Source organism: Agarivorans sp. JK6, assembly GCF_045277145.1.
In the GTDB taxonomy this organism is placed as follows: domain Bacteria; phylum Pseudomonadota; class Gammaproteobacteria; order Enterobacterales; family Celerinatantimonadaceae; genus Agarivorans; species Agarivorans albus.
This window is the reverse complement of sequence record NZ_CP113525.1, coordinates 377,599-398,714: the sequence shown is the minus strand read 5'-3', so window position 1 is coordinate 398,714 and position 21,116 is coordinate 377,599. Positions and strand designations below refer to the sequence as shown.

Sequence of the window (21,116 nt, the reverse complement as noted above, 5' to 3'; positions counted from 1 at the left end):
GCAGATTTCACCCCATTGGCTGTTGTTTTACCCTAAGTTTGCAGTGTTTCACAAGTCGGCCTCCTGAAGCTGGCACTATCACATAGGGTTTTAACAACTTATTTATCTAGACTAAAAACAATACACCGATCACATACAGCAACATATTTCGCACAACTAAACTTTTAAACTACAAATAGATCTAAATCCAAAATTTAAACCTTATTTATCTCAAATATGCTACTGCTCTGCTGAATTACTAAATTTTGATAAGGTTAAATTAAATTTTACAGGATAAAAATAAAGCCATTTGGCCTAAAGCCATAAGAATAGGCTGAAATCACCAGTAAGTTTTTGAGGTTTTACGCTTAAACAAAGAATAAATATGCAGGGGTTAATAGACGACTATAAGCTTTAGCAGAAACAGCACCGCTGCTGTTTCTGCTCTTTTGATTATGCTTCTAGATCTGCTGGGCTAGGGTTTAAATGAAGAGTACGAGTAGGGAAGGCAAACTCGGCACCGTTAGCTTCCACAATCTCTACGATCTTATTCAAGACATCTTGCTTCACTTCGTGATATTTCACCCAGTTGGTGGTTTTAGTAAAGGTGTAGATAAAGAAGTCCAGTGACGAAGCATTAAAGCTATCAAAATTTACCATCAAGGTTTGGCTGGTATCTATCTCGGGATGATTGCGTAGCATTTGCTCTACTTCAGCCACCACCTTACTCATCTTGCTTGCGTCATCATAACGAATACCAATGGTTTCTTTGATTCGCCGATGGCTCATTCGACTTGGGTTTTCTACGGCAATGCTAGAAAAAATAGAGTTAGGCACGTACAAAGGGCGTTTATCGAAGGTGCGAATTTTAGTGACTCGCCAGCCTATGTTTTCAACCGTGCCTTCAATGCTGCGATCGGGCGAGCGGATCCAATCACCCACCTTAAAGGGTTTATCAAAGTAGACCAACAGAGCACCAAAAAAGTTAGCCAGCAGGTCTTTGGCGGCCATACCAACAATTAACCCACCCATACCGCCAAAGGCTAATACGCCAGAAATACTAAAGCCTAAAGTTTGAAACACCGCCAACAAAAACAAAATGATTACAGCAGCTCGGCATAACTTTGCCACTGCCTGCACGGTGGTTTTATCTTTACCCACCACTATCAGCTGCTCTTCGGCTCTGCGCACAAAGCGCATGGCTGCCCAAGCAAACATCAACACAACCATCACTTGGCGAATAATTGGAATGTAAGGTTTAAAGTCTGAATCCAAGGCATTAGCAAAGGCAACTGCCACTAATGACAAACCCACTACCGCAATCATCCAGTTAATCGGTTTCCAAAGTGAAAACCAAATAGCGTCATCCCATACGGTTTTGGTTTTCTCGGTTAGGCGGCTCATGCGTGAGGCTAAAATACGCCAAACCAAAAAGGCCACTAGGGTGATGCTTAACACGACAAATACATCAAATAACCAATTAGATGTGGCTAGTTGCGCTTGCTCCTGCTCTAACCACTGGGCAAATTCTTCAAACATTAATCCATCTCTTTGTTCAATAACTAGGGGCTGTTTATCTTTCGCGGTTAATTTTTGTTCGCGAAAAAATCGTTTTAGGCGCGGCAAGGCGAGTGTAGCCTAGCATTCTAGGTAAATTCGCCTTAAAAAAGCATAAAACGATTTTAGCCGAACCCTTCGGGCAGCATCTGTGGCTTATTTCTACTTCGTTATCAACTTCTCATGTAGGCTCACTACACGTTAAAGCTTCTGCCTTGTATTAATAAGCCACAAATTGCTGCAAAAATCAGCTCAAAAGATAAACAGCCCCTAGACTAGCTTAACTCAATAAGTACTCACTTTTGGAAAAAGTCTATACGAGCCTTAATAAACAAAACGCGGCTTTAGCCGCGTTTTAATTGATCTTTTACCCGCAAAATTAGGCGGCAATACCAGAGTGACGCAACAGAGCATCAACTTTAGGCTCACGTCCCCTAAAGGCTTTAAATAGCTCCATAGGTTCTTGCGAGCCACCTTTCTCAAGAATATTGCTCAAGAAATGCGAGCCAGTTTCAGGGTTGAAAATACCCTCGTCTTCAAATTTAGAAAAGGCATCTGCCGACAATACTTCAGCCCATTTATAGCTGTAGTAGCCTGCACTGTAGCCACCAGCAAAAATATGGCTAAAGCTGTTCTGAAAACGGTTAAAGCTAGGTGGCTTAATTACCGATACTTGTGCACGCACTTCGTTTAATAGATCTAATACACTACGGCCATTGGCTGGCTCGTGGTGTAAGCGGAAGTCAAATAACGAAAACTCTAATTGGCGCACCATAGTCATCGCCGATTGGAAGTTGCGAGCCGCTAGCATTTTGTCTAACAAAGCTTGTGGCAGTGGCTCACCCGTTTCGTAGTGGCCAGAAATAAAGGCCAAAGCATCACTTTGCCAACACCAGTTTTCTAAAAACTGGCTAGGTAGCTCTACAGCGTCCCAAGCCACACCGTTTATGCCAGAAACCGCCGCTTCGTCCACTTTGGTAAGCATGTGGTGAATACCGTGGCCAAACTCATGGAACAAGGTAATCACTTCATCATGAGTAAATAGCGCTGGTTTATCACCTACCGGTTTATTGAAGTTACAGGTTAAGTAAGCAACAGGTTTAATCAGCTCACCCTTGGCGTCGACACGGCGGTCAATACAACCATCCATCCAAGCGCCGCCGCGTTTATGTTCGCGGGCATATAAATCTAGATAGAACGAGCCGCGCAGCTCTCCACTTTGATCGCTAATTTCAAAAAAGCGTACGTCAGAATGCCAAGTATCTACGTTTTGCTTCTCGCTTACCTCAACCTTAAATAGGCGTTTAACCACTTCGAACAAACCGCCAAGTACCTTGTTTTCTGGGAAGTAAGGGCGTAACTGTTCATCAGAAATAGCATAAGTATGTTGTTTTAGTTTCTCAGAGTAATAGGCCATATCCCAAGCCGCTAAGTCAGATACCTGATGCTGCTCTTTGGCAAAGGCTTCTAGCTCGGCTAATTCGCGCTCGGCTTGCGGCTTAGAGCGCGCAGCAAGGTCATTCAAAAAGCCCAATACTTGAGAGGGTGACTCAGCCATTTTAGTGGCTAGCGATTTATCGGCGTAACTATCAAAACCCAGCAGTTTTGCTAGCTCGCTACGCAGCTCTAGTTCTTCATCAATAATTGCGGTGTTATCGAACTTTTCTTCGGTACTAGCTTGCTCCGAGGCACGGGTGCTAAAAGCGCGATACATTTCTTCACGCAGCTCACGCTTGTCGGCATAGGTCATCACCGGCAAGTAACTTGGAAACTCTAAGGTTAGTAAGTAGCCATCAAGTTCTTTGGCTTCTGCGGCTTGTTTAGCGGCAGCTAAAGCAGACTCTGGCAGACCGGCGAGATCATTTACATCGGTAATCTGTTTTTGCCAAGCTAAAGTGGCATCCAATACATTATTAGAAAACTGCGAAGATAGCTCAGACAAGCGCTTCACAATCTCACCATAACGGCTTTGCTGCTCGGCTTCTAAACCAATGCCCGACAATTCAAAGTCACGTAATGCGTCACTAATCGATTTTTGCTGGGCTAGATTATAACTGGCGAAGGCGTCGCTATCGGCGAGTTGTTTGTAGGCTTGATACAAACCTTTATGTTGGCCAACAAAGGTGCTGTATTCAGACAATAGCGGTAAACAAGCTTCATAAGCTTCGCGCAACTCTTGGCTATTTACCACCGAGTTACAGTGGCTCACTGGTGACCACAAACGGCTTAAACGGTCATTCACTTCATCCAAGGGCAAGATAAAGTTTTGCCAAGTGGGAGTGTTGTGCTTAAGCACCTCATCAATGGTGGTGCGGCATTCCTCAATCACTTGCTCTACGGCAGGCTGCACATGTTCAGGTTTAATTTTGCTAAACGGCGGTAATCCAGGTAAATCAAGTAAAGGGTTACTCATAGGGGATCCTTAAAGATTGAGAAATGTTAGCTATGAATAGATTAATCTGGGGCTAAAAATTTGTAAATCAACCCACGTTTAGTGATTTGGACAGTTTACATAGCTTTGAATTAGACTATGATTTCCTTAGGGATTATTTTGGTTTCTTGGTTTATCAATAACCTAGACCAACAGGACTCATCGATTAATGGACAATAATAACAATACTCCAAGAGTTGAAAACTCAGGGCTGTGGCAAAAACTAGCCTTAAATAAAGGCACTAACAGCCTATCATTACGGATGCTGTCCTACATCCTTATCTGCTCTACCCTGCTTGCTCTTATCATCACTCTTATCCAACTTCGCTACGACTACAAACAAGACGTTCAAGTTATCGAAGAAAGCATTGATCAAATTGAAGTAAGTTTTTTGCAACCCATCGCCGCCAGTTTATGGAACTTAGACGAAGAGCAAGTTGAGGTACAAATTGAGGGCATTATGAATTTGCCCAATATGCAATATGTGTTGGTAAAAGAAATCCTAGGATCTTCTGAGGTACCTTTGCTAGCGCGCGGCCGCTCTGCTGATCGTTACGACTTATCCCAAGAATTTGAGCTTATCTATCAAGGTGAAATGGTAGGTAAGCTGTTTGTGGCAGCCTCACTTGAGCAGGTTTATGAGCGCTTGTGGCAAAAAGCTATGTTGATTTTAATCAGCCAAACCGTGAAAACCTTAGTGGTTTCAATTGGTATTTTGTTCATCATTTATTACGTGATTGTACGCCACCTAAATACCATTGTGGAGTACACCCGCAACCTTGACCTAGATAACTTAGGCGCACCGTTAAAAATTGATACTGGCAATAAAACGCGCAACGATGAGCTAGGAGAACTGGTTAATACCCTTAACCAAATGACCCAAAAGATCGACCACGAGTTTGATCAAAAACTCAAGGCTACTGAACAGCTGGCACATGAGCGCGATTTCTCTGCAACGGTAATTAATGCGAGTAACGCGGTTATTGTCACCCTTGATAATCAGCTTAATGTGCTCACCGCTAACCCTGCAGGGGTAATGCTCACCGGATTCCACCAAGAAGAATTAGAAGGGCAAAATTGGCTAAGCGTATTTATTGATAATGATATGCGCGAAAAAATTGAAACCGATTTGCGCCAGTTGCGGGTTATTCAAGACCAAGAATTAACTCTTACGGATCAAGCCAACAATCAATACACCCTACTGTGGACCTTTGTGCCTTTTTACGAGGGCAACCATGTATCACGAATGATTGCCTTTGGTTACGATGTAACTCCTCTCAAACGCGTTGAAAAAGAGATTAAAGAGCTCAACGATGAGCTAGAGCAAAAAGTGCAATCTCGTACCGAGCGACTAGAAGAAAGTAACCTGCAATTAGCCAGTGCCTTCGACAAGCTTAAGAACGCTCAGCAATCTCTGGTTGAAGCCGAAAAAATGGCATCACTGGGTGGCTTAGTGGCCGGCGTTGCCCACGAGATTAATACGCCAATTGGTATTAGCGTAACAGCCGCCTCTTACTTGCAAGAGCAAGGTAACCAGCTAGAGAAGAATATTGAGAGCGGAAAATTAAGCCGCAAGTTTATGGAAGAATTGATTCAAAACCTCAACCAATCTACCGAATTACTACTAAACAATTTACGCCGTGCTTCTGACCTTATCAGCAGCTTCAAACAAGTAGCGGTAGACCAAAGCTCCGAGGCTTGTTACACCTTTAACCTTAACGAAAATGTTAACCAAGTAATCACTTCTTTAGGCCACAAAATTAGACGTTCGGGCTGTGAGATAGTCGTTGATTGTGATGACGACTTAGAGCTTTATAGCTTCCCTGGGAGCTTTACTCAAATCTATTCCAACTTGATTTTAAACTCGGTTAAACACGGCTTTGAAGGCTGGGAAGGTGATAAACGTATCGACATTTCCATTCACCGAGAAGACGATCAACTGCATATCGACTACCGCGACTCGGGACGCGGCGTAGATAGCAACATTGCTCAGAGAATTTTTGACCCCTTTGTCACCTCAAAACGAGGCCAAGGCGGCAGTGGTTTAGGCACACACATTGTCTACAACCTAGTGGTTCAGCTACTTAAAGGGCACATTGCTTTTGACAGCAAACCTGATGAAGGGGTGCACTTTTCTATCCGCTTACCTTACCAAGCGCAAAAAGCTGATTAACATCTGTCTTTAGTACAGGCTATACTGCTGCAAGTTTTCGGCCCCTATTCGGAGTACCTTAATGAGAGAATTCGACTACCTATGCATTGGTGCAGGCAGTGGCGGTATCGCCTCGGCAAATCGTGCCTCTATGTACGGACAAAAAGTTGCCTTAGTTGAAGCCCGCCACGTTGGCGGCACCTGTGTAAATGTGGGTTGTGTACCCAAAAAAGCCATGTGGTTCGGCGCTCAAGTTGCAGAAGCCATTCATCGCTACGCTCCAGACTATGGCTTTGATGTTCAGGTAAATAAGTTCGATTGGTCTACGCTAGTGGCGAGCCGCGAAGCCTACATTAAGCGTATCCATGGCTCTTATGACCGCGTGTTAGGCAATAATGGCGTGACCGTTATCAACGGCTTTGCCAAGTTTGTCGACGCCAATACTGTTGAAGTAAATGGCGAACATATCCGAGCAAAACACATTCTTATTGCTACCGGTGGCCGCCCGACGATTCCTAATATTCCAGGCGCAGAGCTAGGCATTGATTCGGATGGTTTCTTTGCTCTTACCGAGCAACCCAAGCGAGTATTGGTGCTAGGAGCTGGTTATATCGCGGTTGAGCTCGCTGGCGTATTGCACTCGCTAGGCAGCGAAACGCATTTAGCCGTTCGCAAGCATGCTCCGCTGCGTAACTTTGATCCTATGCTAAGCGAAACCTTAGTAGAGATAATGGCCGAAGACGGGCCAACATTACATACAAATAGCACTCCTAAAGCCATTGAAAAACAGGCTGATGGCAGCCTAGTTGTTAGCTTTGAAAATGGTAATAGCTTGCAAGTAGATAGCGTAATTTGGGCAATTGGCCGTGAACCCGCCAATGACAAAATTAACCTAGAAGGCATTGGTGTTGAAACCGATAACTACGGTTACATTAAGGTTGATGAGTACTCAAATACCAACGTTGCTGGTGTTTATGCAGTGGGTGACAACATCGGTAAGGTTGAGTTGACTCCTGTGGCAGTAAAAGCCGGCCGTTTATTGTCTGAGCGGTTATTTAATGGCCAAACTAACGCAAAAATGGATTATGACTTAATTCCTACCGTAGTATTCAGTCACCCGGCCATTGGTACCATTGGTTTAACCGAGCCGGAAGCTATTGCTCAATACGGTGAAGATAACGTGAAAGTGTATAACTCTAGCTTTGGAGCCATGTATACCGCCGTTACGCAACACCGCCAAGTAACCAAGATGAAACTAATCTGTGCTGGCGAAGAGCAAAAAGTAGTAGGTCTTCACGGTATTGGCTTAGGCATGGATGAGATCTTACAAGGCTTTGGTGTAGCCATGAAAATGGGCGCAACTAAGGCTGATTTTGACGCTTGTGTCGCGATTCACCCCACTAGCGCAGAAGAGTTTGTAACGCTTCGCTAGTACATAAAAGGCTAAGCATAATAATGCTTAGCCTATTTTTTGCCGCTGATTTGTTCTGAACCCTCGCTTTACGCTTCCTATTTACCTTAAACCTTCAGCAATTGTGAACAATAAAATCCTCACACATAGCAAACCGCCAACTACACTAAATAAATAGGTCGATTTCTTTGTAAGGCTTTGAATATATGGACACTGTTTATTCAGTTGGAGAACTGGAATCTTTTCTTGTGGCCCTTACCGTATTGTTTATCGGGCGCATTATTTGCCACTATGTGGCCATCCTTAAAAAGTACAACATTCCCGAGCCAATTGTGGGCGGCTTAGTGGTAGCCATTGTAATAACCGTACTTAAAATGCGCGGTATTGAGCTTAGTTTTTCGCTACCCTTGCAAGACACCCTAATGCTAATGTTCTTCGCAACCATTGGCCTTGCCGCCAACTACAAATTACTGATTAAAGGCGGCAGGAAGGTTTTTGTTTTCCTTGCTATTGCTTCACTGTATATCGTGCTACAAAACGGCTTAGGTGTAGTACTAGCCACTTTGCTTGGTTTAGAACCTGTGATGGGTTTGTTCGCCGGTTCCATTACGCTCTCAGGCGGGCACGGAACTGGCGCGGCTTGGTCCCAGATCTTTGCCGATGAATACAACATTCAAACCTTAGAATTTGCCATGGCCGCCGCTACATTTGGATTAGTGATGGGCGGAATTATCGGTGGCCCTGTTGGTCAACGGCTAATTAACAAAAAAAACCTAGAGTCACCCTTCTCTAAGGGAAAAAGCCACCACAAAACCCACCCGGATTTAGTCACGTATAGCCGCAAAGAAGAAGATTTAGTTACTCCAACATCAGTGATCGAAGTGCTATTTTTGTTACTGGTTTGCGTGGTAATGGCCAAGATAGCTAAAGGTCTGGAAACCGAACTTGCCCTCTCTTGGCTGAAAATGCCTGATTTTGTATACGCTTTATTTTTTGGGGTACTGATAGCCAACGCCAGCGAGTTTAGTGGCCGCTATGAAATTAACCACGAATGTGTCGACTTACTTGGCACTCTCTCTTTATCGCTGTTTTTGTCGATGGCTTTAATGAGCTTAAGGCTCTGGGAGATTTTTGATTTAGCCTTACCACTACTCATTATCTTGCTCTGCCAAACCATTATGATTGCGTTGTTTGCTAGCTATGTTAGCTACCGATTTATGGGAGGAGGTTATGACTCTGCGGTAATTGCTGGCGGGCATTGTGGCTTTGGGTTGGGTGCGACCCCTACGGCGGTGATGAACATGAGTGCGCTAGTGTCTCGTAATGGCCCTTCACCACCAGCATTTATGGTGGTGCCTATCGTCGGCGCTTTCTTCATCGATATCGTGAATTTGATCGTGCTACAAACTTATATTAGCTTTTTAAGTTAAGAGATTAGTCAGCAGCAATAAAAAGGAACTCTATTGAGCTCCTTTCTATTTTGATGTTTACTAGTTTGTTTTACGTCTAATCCACGCTAAACCCGCTAATGACAACAACATAATAAGCAAGGTTTGCGGCTCTGCAACTGTGGCATTAATTACCTGAATAGAGGTACGTGCCAATACTTCATCCTGCGGTCCAAAAGCGGTTAATGCAAAATCAAATATACCTACTTCTGTAGAAACAAAATCGATAGGGGCAAACTCCATGTTCCATGAGTTTTGCGCCAAGTTATACACATTTAGCAAACTAGCATAATTAGTTGGGTCTACCAAACCTCCACCATTGCCAGTGCTGTTATCGCCTAAAGCGTTGTCAGAGTTCGATACATTGACCGGATCGAAACCAATAAAGTTAGTGGCCGCGCTAGGGTCAAAATCAATTTCTAACAAATATGAAAGGCTATCTAAGGTGCCACCGCTACCATCAAAGTTGCTGTTTATCGACCATTCAAAATTCCAAATGGCGGTAGCCAGAGAACCCGGTGCAAAACCAAAGCCTGTAGGAGGTGCAATGTTGTCGAATTGGTAAGTACCATCACCGTTGCTATTAAAGATATTCTGCGGGTTATTAAACTCGTCAAAACGTAGCTTTGCTCTTAAGCCCAACTCGATGCCATTTTGTCGATCAACGGTAAAAGCACCGTTAGCATTACCACTTCCAAATATCACATCGTTAGTTACATTTTGGTCATACATCACTGTAGCTGTAGCCGTTTGCGTTAAAAGCAAAAGACCGAAGCCAATACTAACCATGCTTGCTTTTATTATTCTCATTTAGCACTCCATGCGGTTTGTTAGATGTTCTGTTACAAGAGCTTTGCATGCATAAATTGCTCCCACGAAAGGAACTGGATAGTTTTCATGAAGTTAGATTTAACGTCATTATTTATTTACAAATCAAACAGTTATATTTGTATAGATATTTGACAAACATTAGATAGATGCTTAGTGAGCTTGCTCACAATTTGATGGCCTATCAATGAACAAAGCCGAGAAAAGATGATTGGTATGATGATTTTTCGCAAGTGAACAGTGTAAAAAAAGCCGACAAGCACCCAGCTACTAGCCAGGTGCTCATAGTCTATTTAAAGCTTGGCTAGGGTTTGCTTTATTGGGAACAATACATCGCAACCTAGCTGCATTGCGCGCTCCGGCGACCAGCCAAAGGCTTCGTCGGGCATGTCGGCATTGTCTTTAAAAGGCATTTCGATAGTGTAAGACAGGGTTTTAAACTGTTCGCCTAACCAAGCCGCCGCAATAGTTAAGTTAGCCTGTCCTGGCTCGTCTTTGGCATAACCATGGGTATCTTGAAAATCAGGAGATATAGCCATAAACGCCTCTTTAAAGGTGTCTTCGAGCAGTTTGTGGCGCTCATTGTAAGAAGGAATACCTTCACATCCCGCTACAAAGTTATAGGGTAAATCTTCATCACCATGAATATCTAAAAACAAGTCTCCACCTAGCTCTAGCATCTTCTCTCTTACTAGAAACACTTCGGGGCTGCGCTCCATAGTAGGATTCTGCCATTCTCGGTTTAGGTTAGCCCCCACAGCGTTGGTTCTTAAATGCCCACGAACCGAACCATCGGGGTTCATATTAGGCACCACATAAAACACGGTGTCTTCTAATAGCTTCATTGCTAGGGGATTGTCTTGGTCCAGCAAATTGCCTAACAAGCCTTCAACAAACCATTCGGCCATGGTTTCACCCGGGTGCTGACGGGCAATCACCCAAACTTTATGTTTAGCGTTCTCAGCATCGCCTACACTAAGCAAACTCATATCTCGGCCATCTAAGGTTTGCCCTAAGGTTGTGAGGTTTACCCGATAATCCTGCTGCATGGTATGCAGTAAATCCTGATGGCGCTCATAACTGTAAGGCGCGAAGTAGGCAAAATAAACGCTAGGCTGCTCCAATAGCAAAGAGAAGTGTAATTGCTCGCCATCAAAGTCGGTATCAATTCTAAACCACTCTTCACGGTCGTAAGAGGCGACAACTTGATAACCTTGCCAGCCTTTAGCGTAGGCAGATTGGCCCGCGTTGAGCAGAGAAAAACGATATTGTTGCTCCAACGGCCCTTCAAAACGAAAGTGAAACCACTGGAAGAACTCAGATTGATTATCGTGTTTTATCTCCAGTTGAATATTTTGAGGATCATTGAGCTCTACAACACGAATATTGCCACTATCAAATTTATCGCTGATATACATACTTGCCCTCACAGCAAAGTTAATCGATTTGCTGGCAGTATAGCGCTTAATAGGCAACAAAAAAGGAGCATTAAGCTCCTCTTATTAACTCGGCCAGCTAATGGCCTATTCTTCAGTCAGTTCAACAATTCTAAAGTAACGAACATCTAGATTTTTATCTAGATTGATAGTGCTTTCCACAGTTAAAGACTCACCTTGCTTCGGAGGCACTTCTCCAAAATCAATAGTATGTTGGAAAACTTGCTGACCAGTTTGATCAATAAGCACCAGTGCTAAAGCCTGCTCAAGGGGCCCCTCGGCCAATAACTGATAACTAATTGCCACTTTTTTACCCATATCGTCAGAGGCTTCAAAAAAAGCCGAGCGTATGTTGCTTTGGTCAGTGGCGATTAGCGTATTAAAAGCGAAAATTCGTAGCTCTGGATGATTCTCTTTATTCAGATCAAAGTTGTTGCGGCGCTCTATCAACAAGGCTTCTTTGAGCTGGCGGTTTTGATCTTCAATGATTTTGAGCTCTGCCAAGCTATCGTCATAATCATTTTTTACTTCATTGTAAGTGGGTAACACTGCCATCAAAGAGAATACTGCACTAAAACTCACAACGCCTAAACCAAGGCTAATCCAACGATAGCGGCGAAGGTGTTTGTAGCCCTTTTTATAATGCTTATGACGAGCTTTATGATGCTCATAGCGGGCTTGTAAGCTGATGCCGGAACGATGATTGGCAGATGCGTGCTGCTCCACTGGCTGCTGAGGTTCCAAATCAATATCACTAGGTAGTTCACTGCTAGACATTATCTCTTCCCTAAGATTGTCCTTTTACACTGCTAGCGATAACAAACCAGCAGTTGAATTAATCGATGCTAAAACCATAGCAGCTAGTTGCAAAGAATACTGAAAGATTTTTCTATCTGCTTAATAAATGTACTGAAATAGAGCCATATGAACTAATAGTTCGATCACAAAGCGCTACACTTTAACAATTTAGCAAGTACAATGAGCGCCAATTACGCAGTTGAGGTGGGATAAAATGGCTATTCAATGGTATCCAGGGCATATGCACAAGGCCCAAAAACAAATTAAAGAAGTGATGCCTAAAATCGATTTAATCATCGAAGTATTGGATGCGCGTATTCCCTACAGCAGCGAAAACCCAATGGTAGCTAGCCTGCGTGGCGACAAGCCTTGTATAAAGGTTCTGAATAAAAGCGACCTAGCCGACCCAAAAACTACTGCCCTTTGGCAAGAATACTTTGAACAGGAGCAAGGAGTAAAAGCGATCCCTCTTTGCACTATACAAGGTAATCAAACCCAAGACTTACTTAAGCTGTGCCGAAGCATGTTGCCTAACAAAGGCGGCGTAGATAAACCTATTCACACCATGATATGTGGTATTCCTAACGTTGGTAAGTCTACCTTAATTAATGCCTTAGCCGGTCGCCAAATAGCCAAAACTGGCAACGAGCCAGCGGTAACTAAGGCGCAACAGCGGATCCGCTTAGATGGCAATATTATCCTCTCGGATACACCGGGTATTTTGTGGCCAAAGTTCGATAACGTAGCCAGCGGTTACCGCTTAGCAGCCACCGGTGCAGTTAAAGACACCGCTATGGAATACGATGACGTTGCCGCCTTCGCCTGTGAGTACTTGTTACAAGCCTACCCAGAGCAGCTTAAGGCACGTTATAAACTCGAAGAATTACCAGAATCTGAAGTTGTATTAATGGAAGAGATTGGTCGTAAACGTGGCTGTTTAGTGCGCGGCGGACAGGTTGATTATGTTAAAGCAGCCACCATTATTCTTAATGAATTACGCGATGCCACCATTGGTCGTATCACCCTAGAAACGCCTGAAATGGTTGCGGTAGAGAAAGTAGAAACCGCTAAAATTGTGGCAGAAAAAGAAGAGCGTAAAAAGATGGTGGAAGAGTTGCAAAAAGCTAAGAAGCGCCAACGCCGTAGAAAAAACAGTTAAGCACTTAAGCGGCTATCATTTTGCAGTACAAACAAAAACACCACGCAATGCGTGGTGTTTTTTGATTTAAGCGTTCGCTTACTCAATCATGTAAGCAATAGCCGCTTTAATTTCATCTTCACTACAATCGCCACAAGTACCTTTTGCTGGCATTGCGTTAAAGCCCTTCCAAGCATGGTCGAACATAGTTTGATCACCTTGGGCAATACGTGGTGCCCAAGCAGCGCTGTCGCCTTTCTTCGGTGCGCCCGCTGCGCCAGTACTGTGACAGGCAGTACAGAAAGTGTTGTATACCGCGTCGCCAGCACGAGGCCCGCTTGAAGCAGCAGGTGCTTTGGCAACTTCTAACTCGCCATCGAGATAAACTTCACCCACTGGCTTAATACGCTCGGCAATCGCCTCATCAGACATATCAGCCGCAAAAGCATTCGGCACAATTGTTAAGCAAATAGATAGTACCAGTGTTTTCCAGTTCAAAAGCTTCACCCTTATCTCTCCTCATCGTGCCTACTGACCGCAGTATTAGGCATCCTTGTCATTATTGGCAAAATTATACCCGCTATTACCTTGAGGTTAAACCATTGTAAAAACGAATATTAGCCAGATGTGTCCGAGTTGTTAGCTAAACGAATTTAAAACTGCTTAAGTTCACTCGTTTAGCTTTACTCCAGCTAACTAGGATTTTTTAATATGTCGCGCCACGGTAATTGTGGATCGCCCAAAGAGATAAAGTTAGGGTTTTCTAAAGACTCTCTTTGGTTGTAGCTTAGCTCGCGTAGATGCAAATCTAACAAGGTACCGCCTGCTTCTTGCAAAATAACCTGCGGAGCACCAGTATCCCACTCGCCGGTAGGCCCAACCCGTATATAACAATCCGCAGCACCCTCTGCCACCATGCAACTTTTTAAACTGGCACTGCCTAGTGGGTACAATTTGTAATGATAGTTACAGTTTAATATTGCCTGCAGCAAAGCTGGACGCTGAACGCGGCTCGTCGCTACTCGAATATGCTCCGGCTTATCGGGGTAATGGCGACTTTTTATTGAAGTACGTGTACCGTTTTGCTCTTTAAAAGCACCGTGGCCTTTTACCGCAGCATACAAAATTTGCACAATGGGTCCGTACACCACGCCAAGCACTGGTTGGTTATTTTGAACTAAGGCAATCTCGGTAGCAAAATCGCCACTACCAGAAACAAACTCTTGAGTACCATCAAGCGGGTCAACTAACCAATAGCATTGCCAAGCTTCTCTGTCCGCTAAACTAATATCGGCTTGTTCTTCAGATAAAATCGGGATCTCTGGGGTAAGCTTGCTAAGTGCGTCCATAATGAAATGATGCGCAGCATAATCCGCCGAGGTTACCGGCGTAGCATCATCTTTTACTTCGCTAACAAAATCACCTTCTTCATAGATTTTACGAATAATTTCGCCAGCACCACGAGCAATTTCAATCACCTCTGACAACACACTAGCAGGGTCTATCATCCTATATACTTCTCACCTTGTTCTGCTTTAACCATTTCTCAAGGAGTAACAATGACGCAACACTACGCGCTTCAGAGAAGGCCGGATTTGCGTACAAATTATCTATCTCATCAAGTGGTAGCTTTATCACTTCTAAGGGTTCTGGCTCATCGCCTTCCAACACACTGGGCTGCAAACCCTGCGCTACATACACCGACATATGACTAGAGAAATAGCCCGGTGCTACCGATAACTCGGTGAGTAGTTGCAAATCTTGTGCTTTAAATCCCACTTCTTCTTGTAATTCGCGATTAGCGGCATCAATAGCTGCTTCACCACGATCGACCAAGCCTTTAACAAAGCCTAGTTCATAACGCTCTGTTCCGGCGGCATATTCACTAATAAGCAGCAGTTCATTTTGTTCGGTAATTGGCAATACCATTACCGCACCCTGCCCTGATCCCACTAAGCGTTCATAAATCCGTCGTTCGCCGTTGCTAAACTCGAGGTGTAATTCTTCAATTTTGAAGAAACGACTTTCGGCAGCAATGGCGCTGTCTAATAATCGAGGCGGATGATGCTTGCTCATCTATCTTCCTGCTATCATTAACTTAATGTCATTGTTACATTGCTGTTAGAAGCACTCAAGGATTAGCGACTAAGAATGTTTGACTGGACTAAAATCGATACCGTTTTATTAGATATGGATGGCACTTTATTAGATCTGCATTACGATAATTACTTCTGGATGCACTATCTGCCTATCTCCTTCGCTCACCAAAATAACCTGAGTTTAGACGAGGCGCGCGAGCGTTTGTTCGCCGACTACGAAACTGTATCCGGCACTCTGGATTGGTATTGTTTCGATTATTGGAGCAATAAAACCAATATTGATATTCGCAACTTGAAAACAGAAGTTCAACATAAGATTCAGTGGCGAGACGACGTAAAACCCTTTTTAGAAGCACTAGCTACAACTGGGAAAAAACGGGTATTGCTAACTAACTGTCACCCCGACGGACTAACTACCAAAATTAAAGTCACCGGCCTAGATCAATACCTTGATACCTTGTTTAGTGCCCACCAGTTTGGTTATCCCAAAGAAGACCCCAAGCTTTGGCAGGCCTTAATAGAGCACCATCCCTTTGACCCAGAACGAACTTTGTTTATTGACGACAACGAGACCGTGCTCGATCAAGCCAACAAGTTTGGCATTAAATACCTGTTGGGGATCAATAATCCAGACTCAAAACAAGCCAGTAAAGAATTTACCCACTTCCCGTCTATTGATGACTACCATCACTTTACTAAAGAGCTATTAGGCTAGCAGGGTTAAGCAAACAAAAAAGCTAGCTCTAAGAGCTAGCTTTTACTTTAGCGAGGCAGGCGGCCTTGTTGCTTAAAGCGATAAAAACCTTGAGGGTCTGGGCGGCCTATGTACTTAAGGTTACCACTCATGGTTTGGGGCATTTCTGCACCCGCTTTTATTTTGCCTTCGGCCAACCAATTAGGCTGTCCAACAGAGGCTAGCAATTCCAGCTCAAGCTGAGGGTCGCTATGGTTGAGCTGAATAGTAGGTTGCCCTTCATTACAGCTTAGTTCTGCATTTGCGTTATCTAAGCGTAGTTCGCCCAATGGGGTACCAATTAACGGCCCTAGCCAACGCAGCTGACCGGATAATTGCTCACACCAAGGGCTGCCTTGGCTGGCTTCGGCAAGGTTTAATTGAATATCACCCTCAATAGATAAGGGCAGCGGCATTGGCACCTGTTCAACCACCCAACTGGCAGGGGCTTCTAATTGCCAATCTTTGGCATACCAACCGGAAAAGCTCAAACCTACTTGCCCTTCTCCATGTAGCTCTTGGCCAGTACCAAGCTGCACGTCAGCAGCAATTCGCCCCAATAATAAGGCGCTTGGTTTCAACTGCCAATTTACTTGGTTTAGGCTTAAGTTTGGCGTATCAACACTGATTAACTTGCCATTCCATATGCTGCCGCTGGGGTGATTAAGCGCAATGCCCTTTGGTAACGGTGCATAATTTAGTACCACCGCCAGGGGCGTGGTGGCTATCAAACTAACTAAATACACCAATATAAGTAATAGCGCTAAAGCGAGGTACTTCTTCATTCAGCTTTTCCTAAACGTAAACGTCGAACACCAACAATGCCTTCTTGTTTACCTTCATCTAAATCTACGTTTTCAACAATAATGCCATAGCGTTGGCTTAGCATTTTCAACCAAGTCATTAACTGATTAAATGGCACACTTTCAATCCACACCTCTACCTCATCACCCTTAGGTTGAATACGGCTGATAGTAATGCGCTGCTGGCGAGCCGAGCTACTCACGGCTTGGCTTACTTTTACTTCACTGCTAGTTTGTTGAGGACGACCATTAGCAATAATCACGGAGCCTTGTTGCTGGGCCCACTCTAAAGTTTGCTGCTGGCTAGCCAAGCGCTGTTTAGCTTGAGCATTAGCACCGGCTATTGGTGACCAAATGCCCCAATACAAAACGGCTATCGCCACTAATACCGCGGCAGCCGTAACCAGGTTTTGTTCACGCTTATTTAAACTTTGCCACCACTGCTTCATGATGCGTTCCTTATGACTAAAGTGCCGACCACCGCACCCGCTTTGTTGCTCAAGGTACCTTGCTCACTCTCAAAAGGTTTAACCGACTGACGAAACTGCTCAAAGGTTTGGAAGTTTTTAGCTTGCGCCTGCAAGCGTATTTCACCCTTTTTATGGTCATAGCGCAGGCTAATCGGATTCAGATCTTTGTTTTTATCAAAAGCAGTAGACAGATGAATCATCATCTTCAAAAAGTCTTGCTCTGGGGCCTCGCCAATGCCTGCAAGTGCTTTACGAAAATCACTACGGATCCGGCTATCACGAACGCGTGAAACTTCAGGAAATACCCTTTTGTAAACAGTTCGAATGTTTTCATCAACACTGGCTATTTGTTGTTCTGTTTTGTGGGTATCAATAAGCTGATAGGCCAAGGCCAATACAAAACACACTCCGGCGGCAATCGCCACTTTTCGCCATTGCAACCAAAGTTGAGCAAGAGGGTTAGCCGCAGCATACGGCCCTTGTAACAGATTAAGCTTGGCTTTTTTAGCACCATCACTTAATAGCTTCATCGGCAGTTCCGGTGCTCGAGCCTGCCATTCAACGGTATCATTTTCGAGCTTAGCTGCTGGGCTGTAATGCTGAATGACAAGTTCAGGATACTGCTTCGCAATAAGTGGAAAAGCAGTGGCGAACCACGCTTCATCTATGCTCATTACCCGGCCATCAAAGAAGCGCAACAACCATTGCTGGTTAAGCTGAATGGCTGTCGCTTGGCCTTCGTCGGCTTCAGGTAAACATAGGGCATCAACACACCAGGTTTGGCTTTCTATGCCAGCAGCTTCAAGCATGTCTAGCCAGCTTTCCATTTGCTGATGGCTGACACAGACAACATCAATGCTATCTTTGCCTTTTTCTAGCAAGCAAATATGTAGACTGTCGGGATCTTGTGCCAACTGCTCTTCGAGCATAAAAGGCGCAACCTGCTGCCATGAGCGCTGTGCCGACTTAGGTAAATCTAAGCGGTGCTGGCTAATATCACTGGCCGGAATTAATACGATAACTCGGCGCTGTTCGGCCTTTTCCTGGAGTAAACCTAACTCGGCGCTACTGGCCAATTCACCGGCAGCAATAAGCTCCTGCTCGCTGTCGGACCAAACCATCCAGTTAATGACTTCTTTGCCGGTGCTCGGCAGGCGAATGATGAGTTGTTCGTTCACAGTTGGTCTCCGTAAGAGCGTCTAATCACTTTAAGATCAGAAGTACCACTGCGCTGAATAACACTGGTCATTTGTGCTTGTCCTTGTTCATTTTCCACTAACAATTGCGCCTTAAAGTAGTTCGATTGCAAGGCCAATGTTTGCTGTAAACCCGGCTGGGTAAGCGGGATCCCCGCTAACGCTGGATGAGTCATCATCTCATCCAAGGTACGATACCCCTCATCGGGACGGTCATTCAAGACCTGCAGTGCGCCGGTGTTATCCAGATCAGGATAAAATAGCGCTTCTAAAAGTTGCGGCTGGTCGGCAGCTACAGTATTCACATTTACCGCTAACCCAGTTTCAGGTATCGCACAGATAAAAGGTGCAACCCGGCGATATATTCCTGCAGTAACACCATAAACCGCTCTAAACTCACTTTTATCTACCATCGGCATATTCGCTGGCAGATAAGACGGATTTAAACCTTCATATACACCGTCTTCTGCACCTTGTGGCAGCGGTATAGTATCTGCGTCAATCCAATCCCTAGTTGCATCAGTTATTTGCTCGGCGCTATAGGCATCAACACCAACCGCCACCAACAAGCCAATAAACTGATCAGCCACTTTAGGCGGTTGCCCGTCAGTTTTATTCGGCTGCCCTAGAGCATTTAGATTAAAACAGGCCTGCATATCAACAATGTGACCTTTAATCACCGAATCTTCAACCGGGAACACCATGCCTTCGGTGGCCCAATATTGGCCAAGGTGCACCCGATCATCATCTTCTAAATCTTGCTTTATCACCTTTAAGGCAAAAGCTTCGGCGCCTGATAGCATCCAGTTTGAGCGCAACGAATGCTGTAAGTTAGTCGCTCTAGCTAAATCGAGTTGCAAGCGCTGACTAAACTGTGCAGCCACCACAACCATTACCGCCAAAATTAGCATTACGGTAAGCAGTGCTACGCCACGTTGGCGCTGAGGGCAAGCATGAATACTCTGCATTATGAACCGTCCGGATCAGGTTGGCTGCCAGAGTTATTGTTGCCATTATTGGTGCCCGAATCACTACCACCTTGGTTGGTGTTACGATTGGCGTCTTCTTGGGCCTGACTGGCAACCGCCGCACGGCTGCCTTCCGGGCTTAAAAACACCCTGCGTAATTCACCATAATCTTTATGTCGCAAGGTCACTTCTACCGCACGCGGTAGTTGGTTGCTATCTGATACTTGCTGGCTCCAACCACTGGAACCATGAAAACGGAAATTGAGTTCTTCAACATCGCTAAGCAACACCATCTCGCGTGGTTCGTAACCCACAACAGCATCGGGATGGTTGTAAAAGCGTTTAATCAGTTTTTCGTCTTTTAACACATATGCCACGCGTTGCAGTTGCGAACGACGAATCACCGACTGCGGATTACGCCAGCCTAACACCAGCATTTCTATGCCCATGTCATCGCTTTCTAACAAATACTTCTCAGCTATGATTAAGGGGCGCTGTTCTTCGGTTTCATCTCTCACCGAACGCGGTGCCAGCTGAGTAAAATCGCGCTGCATAAAAAACATCGCGCGTTGCAAGGCTTGTAGGCTTTCGCCATGGCGCTGCGAAATCTCATCGCTACGCATAACCCCTTGCAATACTTGGTAAGCAGCCATAGTAAGCAAAGCAAAAATAACAATTGCCACCAGCATTTCTAATAAAGTAAAACCGCGCTGCTTCATCAACGGCTCACATAGCTGGTTATTTCGGCCAAGGCGGCTTTTTCCTCGGCATTACGATAAACCGAAATAGTCACTGCCACAAAATTAGGATCGCCAGTGGCTACCCCTTGAGAGCGCCAATGCCAATCAGTATCGCCAAATTTGGTGGTTCCTTTTCGACTAGACGTACCGGGCCATGTCTTACTGAGCTTGAGCTCGGCCATTTGATTGTCGGCAATCCATAGGGCAAAGGTTTTATCTTGAATGTAAGATAAACTGCGCAAGTTTTCTGAGGCACTTTTCATAACAGCCGTACCAGCAATGGCTAGCACCGCTAAGGCCACCATCACTTCTAGTAAGGTCATACCCCGTTGCTTGTTCATTGCTCTTGATCTCGAGCGATGGTGAGCTGACCTAAATCATCACTGCTTACTTGCCAGCGATTAAGGCTATCTTCATAAGCAAACACCAGTTTAAAGGGCGTCACTTCACCACTACTTAGCAGCAGTACTTGCGGCACTATGGTTTGTTCAACTTCCTCGGTGATGAAGTCCTTTTCAAACAAACCATCACCTTCAAAACCCAAGGTTCCACTGCCATAACCTTGTTCTTCGAGCTCCACATTTTCTAGGCTTAACTCCAGAAAATACGGCTCTTCAAATACTTTTTCTTTAAATATTCGATCGTTAAGTTTTACCCAGCGCTGTTTCTCCATCCGCACAAACTGGTACTTTTCGGCATCACTGTAAACGCCATAATCATAGCCAGTAAGCAGCGCCTGCTCTTGGGCATATTGAACAAGAGCGGCTAAACGCTTGGCTTGCTGCTCAACGATCTTTTGCTCGCTCGAACCCGATACTGACATAACAACCGAATAGATACCCATCGACATTAATAGCAATACCAAAATAACCTCCAGCAAGGTAAAACCTTGCTGGCGATTGCGATGAGCTAAGCGAGACCTCATCAAT

Annotated in this window: 20 protein-coding genes; 5 read left to right on the top strand and 15 right to left on the bottom strand. The window is 44.7% G+C overall.

From position 1 onward, the window contains the following. Window positions 1-432 precede the first annotated feature (432 nt). Window positions 433-1,518: a mechanosensitive ion channel family protein gene (locus tag OV592_RS01825; RefSeq protein WP_406610207.1), complete on the bottom strand. Its 1,086-nt coding sequence runs from the start codon at window positions 1,516-1,518 to the stop codon at window positions 433-435. A gap of 397 nt (window positions 1,519-1,915) precedes the next feature. Next, entirely contained in the window at window positions 1,916-3,949 is a 2,034-nt protein-coding gene (gene prlC, locus OV592_RS01820) for an oligopeptidase A (RefSeq protein ID WP_406610206.1), read from the bottom strand. A 187-nt stretch (window positions 3,950-4,136) separates the two neighbouring features. Between prlC and OV592_RS01815 the strand changes: the two genes are divergently transcribed. The 3 genes from OV592_RS01815 (at window position 4,137) to gltS (ending at window position 8,960) form a co-directional block, all read left to right on the top strand. After that, window positions 4,137-6,140, top strand: a complete 2,004-nt coding sequence (locus tag OV592_RS01815) for an ATP-binding protein (RefSeq protein WP_016399761.1) — start codon at window positions 4,137-4,139, stop codon at window positions 6,138-6,140. A 61-nt stretch (window positions 6,141-6,201) separates the two neighbouring features. Then, window positions 6,202-7,551, top strand: coding sequence for a glutathione-disulfide reductase (gene gorA, locus OV592_RS01810; RefSeq protein WP_406610205.1), 1,350 nt, complete (start codon window positions 6,202-6,204; stop codon window positions 7,549-7,551). A gap of 185 nt (window positions 7,552-7,736) precedes the next feature. Beyond that, complete coding sequence (gene gltS / locus OV592_RS01805; protein WP_406610204.1) at window positions 7,737-8,960, top strand: sodium/glutamate symporter; 1,224 nt, start codon at window positions 7,737-7,739, stop codon at window positions 8,958-8,960. 60 nt (window positions 8,961-9,020) lie between these two features. On the opposite strand, the gene OV592_RS01800 is transcribed toward gltS, so the two are convergent. From OV592_RS01800 to OV592_RS01790, 3 genes are all read right to left on the bottom strand, one after another. Beyond that, complete coding sequence (locus tag OV592_RS01800) at window positions 9,021-9,788, bottom strand: PEP-CTERM sorting domain-containing protein (RefSeq protein ID WP_406610203.1); 768 nt, start codon at window positions 9,786-9,788, stop codon at window positions 9,021-9,023. Between the two features lie 311 nt (window positions 9,789-10,099). Continuing rightward, window positions 10,100-11,224 carry a M14-type cytosolic carboxypeptidase gene (locus OV592_RS01795; RefSeq protein ID WP_338623414.1) on the bottom strand — a complete coding sequence of 375 codons (1,125 nt, stop codon included), beginning with the start codon at window positions 11,222-11,224 and terminating at the stop codon, window positions 10,100-10,102. A gap of 105 nt (window positions 11,225-11,329) precedes the next feature. Further along, window positions 11,330-12,019: a hypothetical protein gene (locus OV592_RS01790; RefSeq protein ID WP_406610202.1), complete on the bottom strand. Its 690-nt coding sequence runs from the start codon at window positions 12,017-12,019 to the stop codon at window positions 11,330-11,332. Between the two features lie 235 nt (window positions 12,020-12,254). Here OV592_RS01790 and ylqF point away from each other — a divergent pair, with 235 nt between their 5' ends. Next, window positions 12,255-13,199, top strand: coding sequence for a ribosome biogenesis GTPase YlqF (ylqF, locus tag OV592_RS01785; RefSeq protein WP_406610201.1), 945 nt, complete (start codon window positions 12,255-12,257; stop codon window positions 13,197-13,199). A 78-nt stretch (window positions 13,200-13,277) separates the two neighbouring features. Here the strand turns inward: ylqF and OV592_RS01780 are convergent, their stop codons facing one another. From OV592_RS01780 to nudE, 3 genes are all read right to left on the bottom strand, one after another. Beyond that, entirely contained in the window at window positions 13,278-13,685 is a 408-nt protein-coding gene (locus OV592_RS01780) for a cytochrome c5 family protein (protein ID WP_016399769.1), read from the bottom strand. Window positions 13,686-13,870: 185 nt separating this feature from the next. Beyond that, window positions 13,871-14,686: a 3'(2'),5'-bisphosphate nucleotidase CysQ gene (cysQ, locus tag OV592_RS01775; RefSeq protein WP_406610200.1), complete on the bottom strand. Its 816-nt coding sequence runs from the start codon at window positions 14,684-14,686 to the stop codon at window positions 13,871-13,873. A 1-nt stretch (window position 14,687) separates the two neighbouring features. Then, entirely contained in the window at window positions 14,688-15,254 is a 567-nt protein-coding gene (gene nudE / locus OV592_RS01770; RefSeq protein WP_016399771.1) for an ADP compounds hydrolase NudE, read from the bottom strand. 75 nt (window positions 15,255-15,329) lie between these two features. Between nudE and yrfG the strand changes: the two genes are divergently transcribed. Then, window positions 15,330-15,992, top strand: coding sequence for a GMP/IMP nucleotidase (gene yrfG / locus OV592_RS01765; protein WP_406610199.1), 663 nt, complete (start codon window positions 15,330-15,332; stop codon window positions 15,990-15,992). A 47-nt stretch (window positions 15,993-16,039) separates the two neighbouring features. On the opposite strand, the gene OV592_RS01760 is transcribed toward yrfG, so the two are convergent. From OV592_RS01760 to gspH, 7 genes are read right to left on the bottom strand one after another with little or no spacing between them, the layout of a single operon-like run. Then, complete coding sequence (locus tag OV592_RS01760; RefSeq protein WP_406610198.1) at window positions 16,040-16,795, bottom strand: type II secretion system protein N; 756 nt, start codon at window positions 16,793-16,795, stop codon at window positions 16,040-16,042. Continuing rightward, a complete protein-coding gene (gene gspM / locus OV592_RS01755) occupies window positions 16,792-17,262 on the bottom strand; it encodes a type II secretion system protein GspM (RefSeq protein ID WP_152783621.1) in 471 nt (156 codons plus the stop codon). Before gspM ends, OV592_RS01760 begins: the two co-directional genes overlap by 4 nt. Beyond that, complete coding sequence (gene gspL, locus OV592_RS01750; RefSeq protein WP_406610197.1) at window positions 17,259-18,461, bottom strand: type II secretion system protein GspL; 1,203 nt, start codon at window positions 18,459-18,461, stop codon at window positions 17,259-17,261. Before gspL ends, gspM begins: the two co-directional genes overlap by 4 nt. Beyond that, a complete protein-coding gene (gene gspK / locus OV592_RS01745; RefSeq protein WP_016399776.1) occupies window positions 18,458-19,447 on the bottom strand; it encodes a type II secretion system minor pseudopilin GspK in 990 nt (329 codons plus the stop codon). The genes gspL and gspK overlap by 4 nt, the downstream gene beginning before the upstream one ends. Then, window positions 19,447-20,166, bottom strand: a complete 720-nt coding sequence (gspJ, locus tag OV592_RS01740) for a type II secretion system minor pseudopilin GspJ (protein WP_406610196.1) — start codon at window positions 20,164-20,166, stop codon at window positions 19,447-19,449. The genes gspK and gspJ overlap by 1 nt, the downstream gene beginning before the upstream one ends. Next, window positions 20,166-20,528, bottom strand: a complete 363-nt coding sequence (gene gspI, locus OV592_RS01735) for a type II secretion system minor pseudopilin GspI (RefSeq protein WP_040306579.1) — start codon at window positions 20,526-20,528, stop codon at window positions 20,166-20,168. The genes gspJ and gspI overlap by 1 nt, the downstream gene beginning before the upstream one ends. Next, window positions 20,525-21,112 carry a type II secretion system minor pseudopilin GspH gene (gspH, locus tag OV592_RS01730; protein WP_016399779.1) on the bottom strand — a complete coding sequence of 196 codons (588 nt, stop codon included), beginning with the start codon at window positions 21,110-21,112 and terminating at the stop codon, window positions 20,525-20,527. Before gspH ends, gspI begins: the two co-directional genes overlap by 4 nt. Window positions 21,113-21,116: the final 4 nt, after the last annotated feature.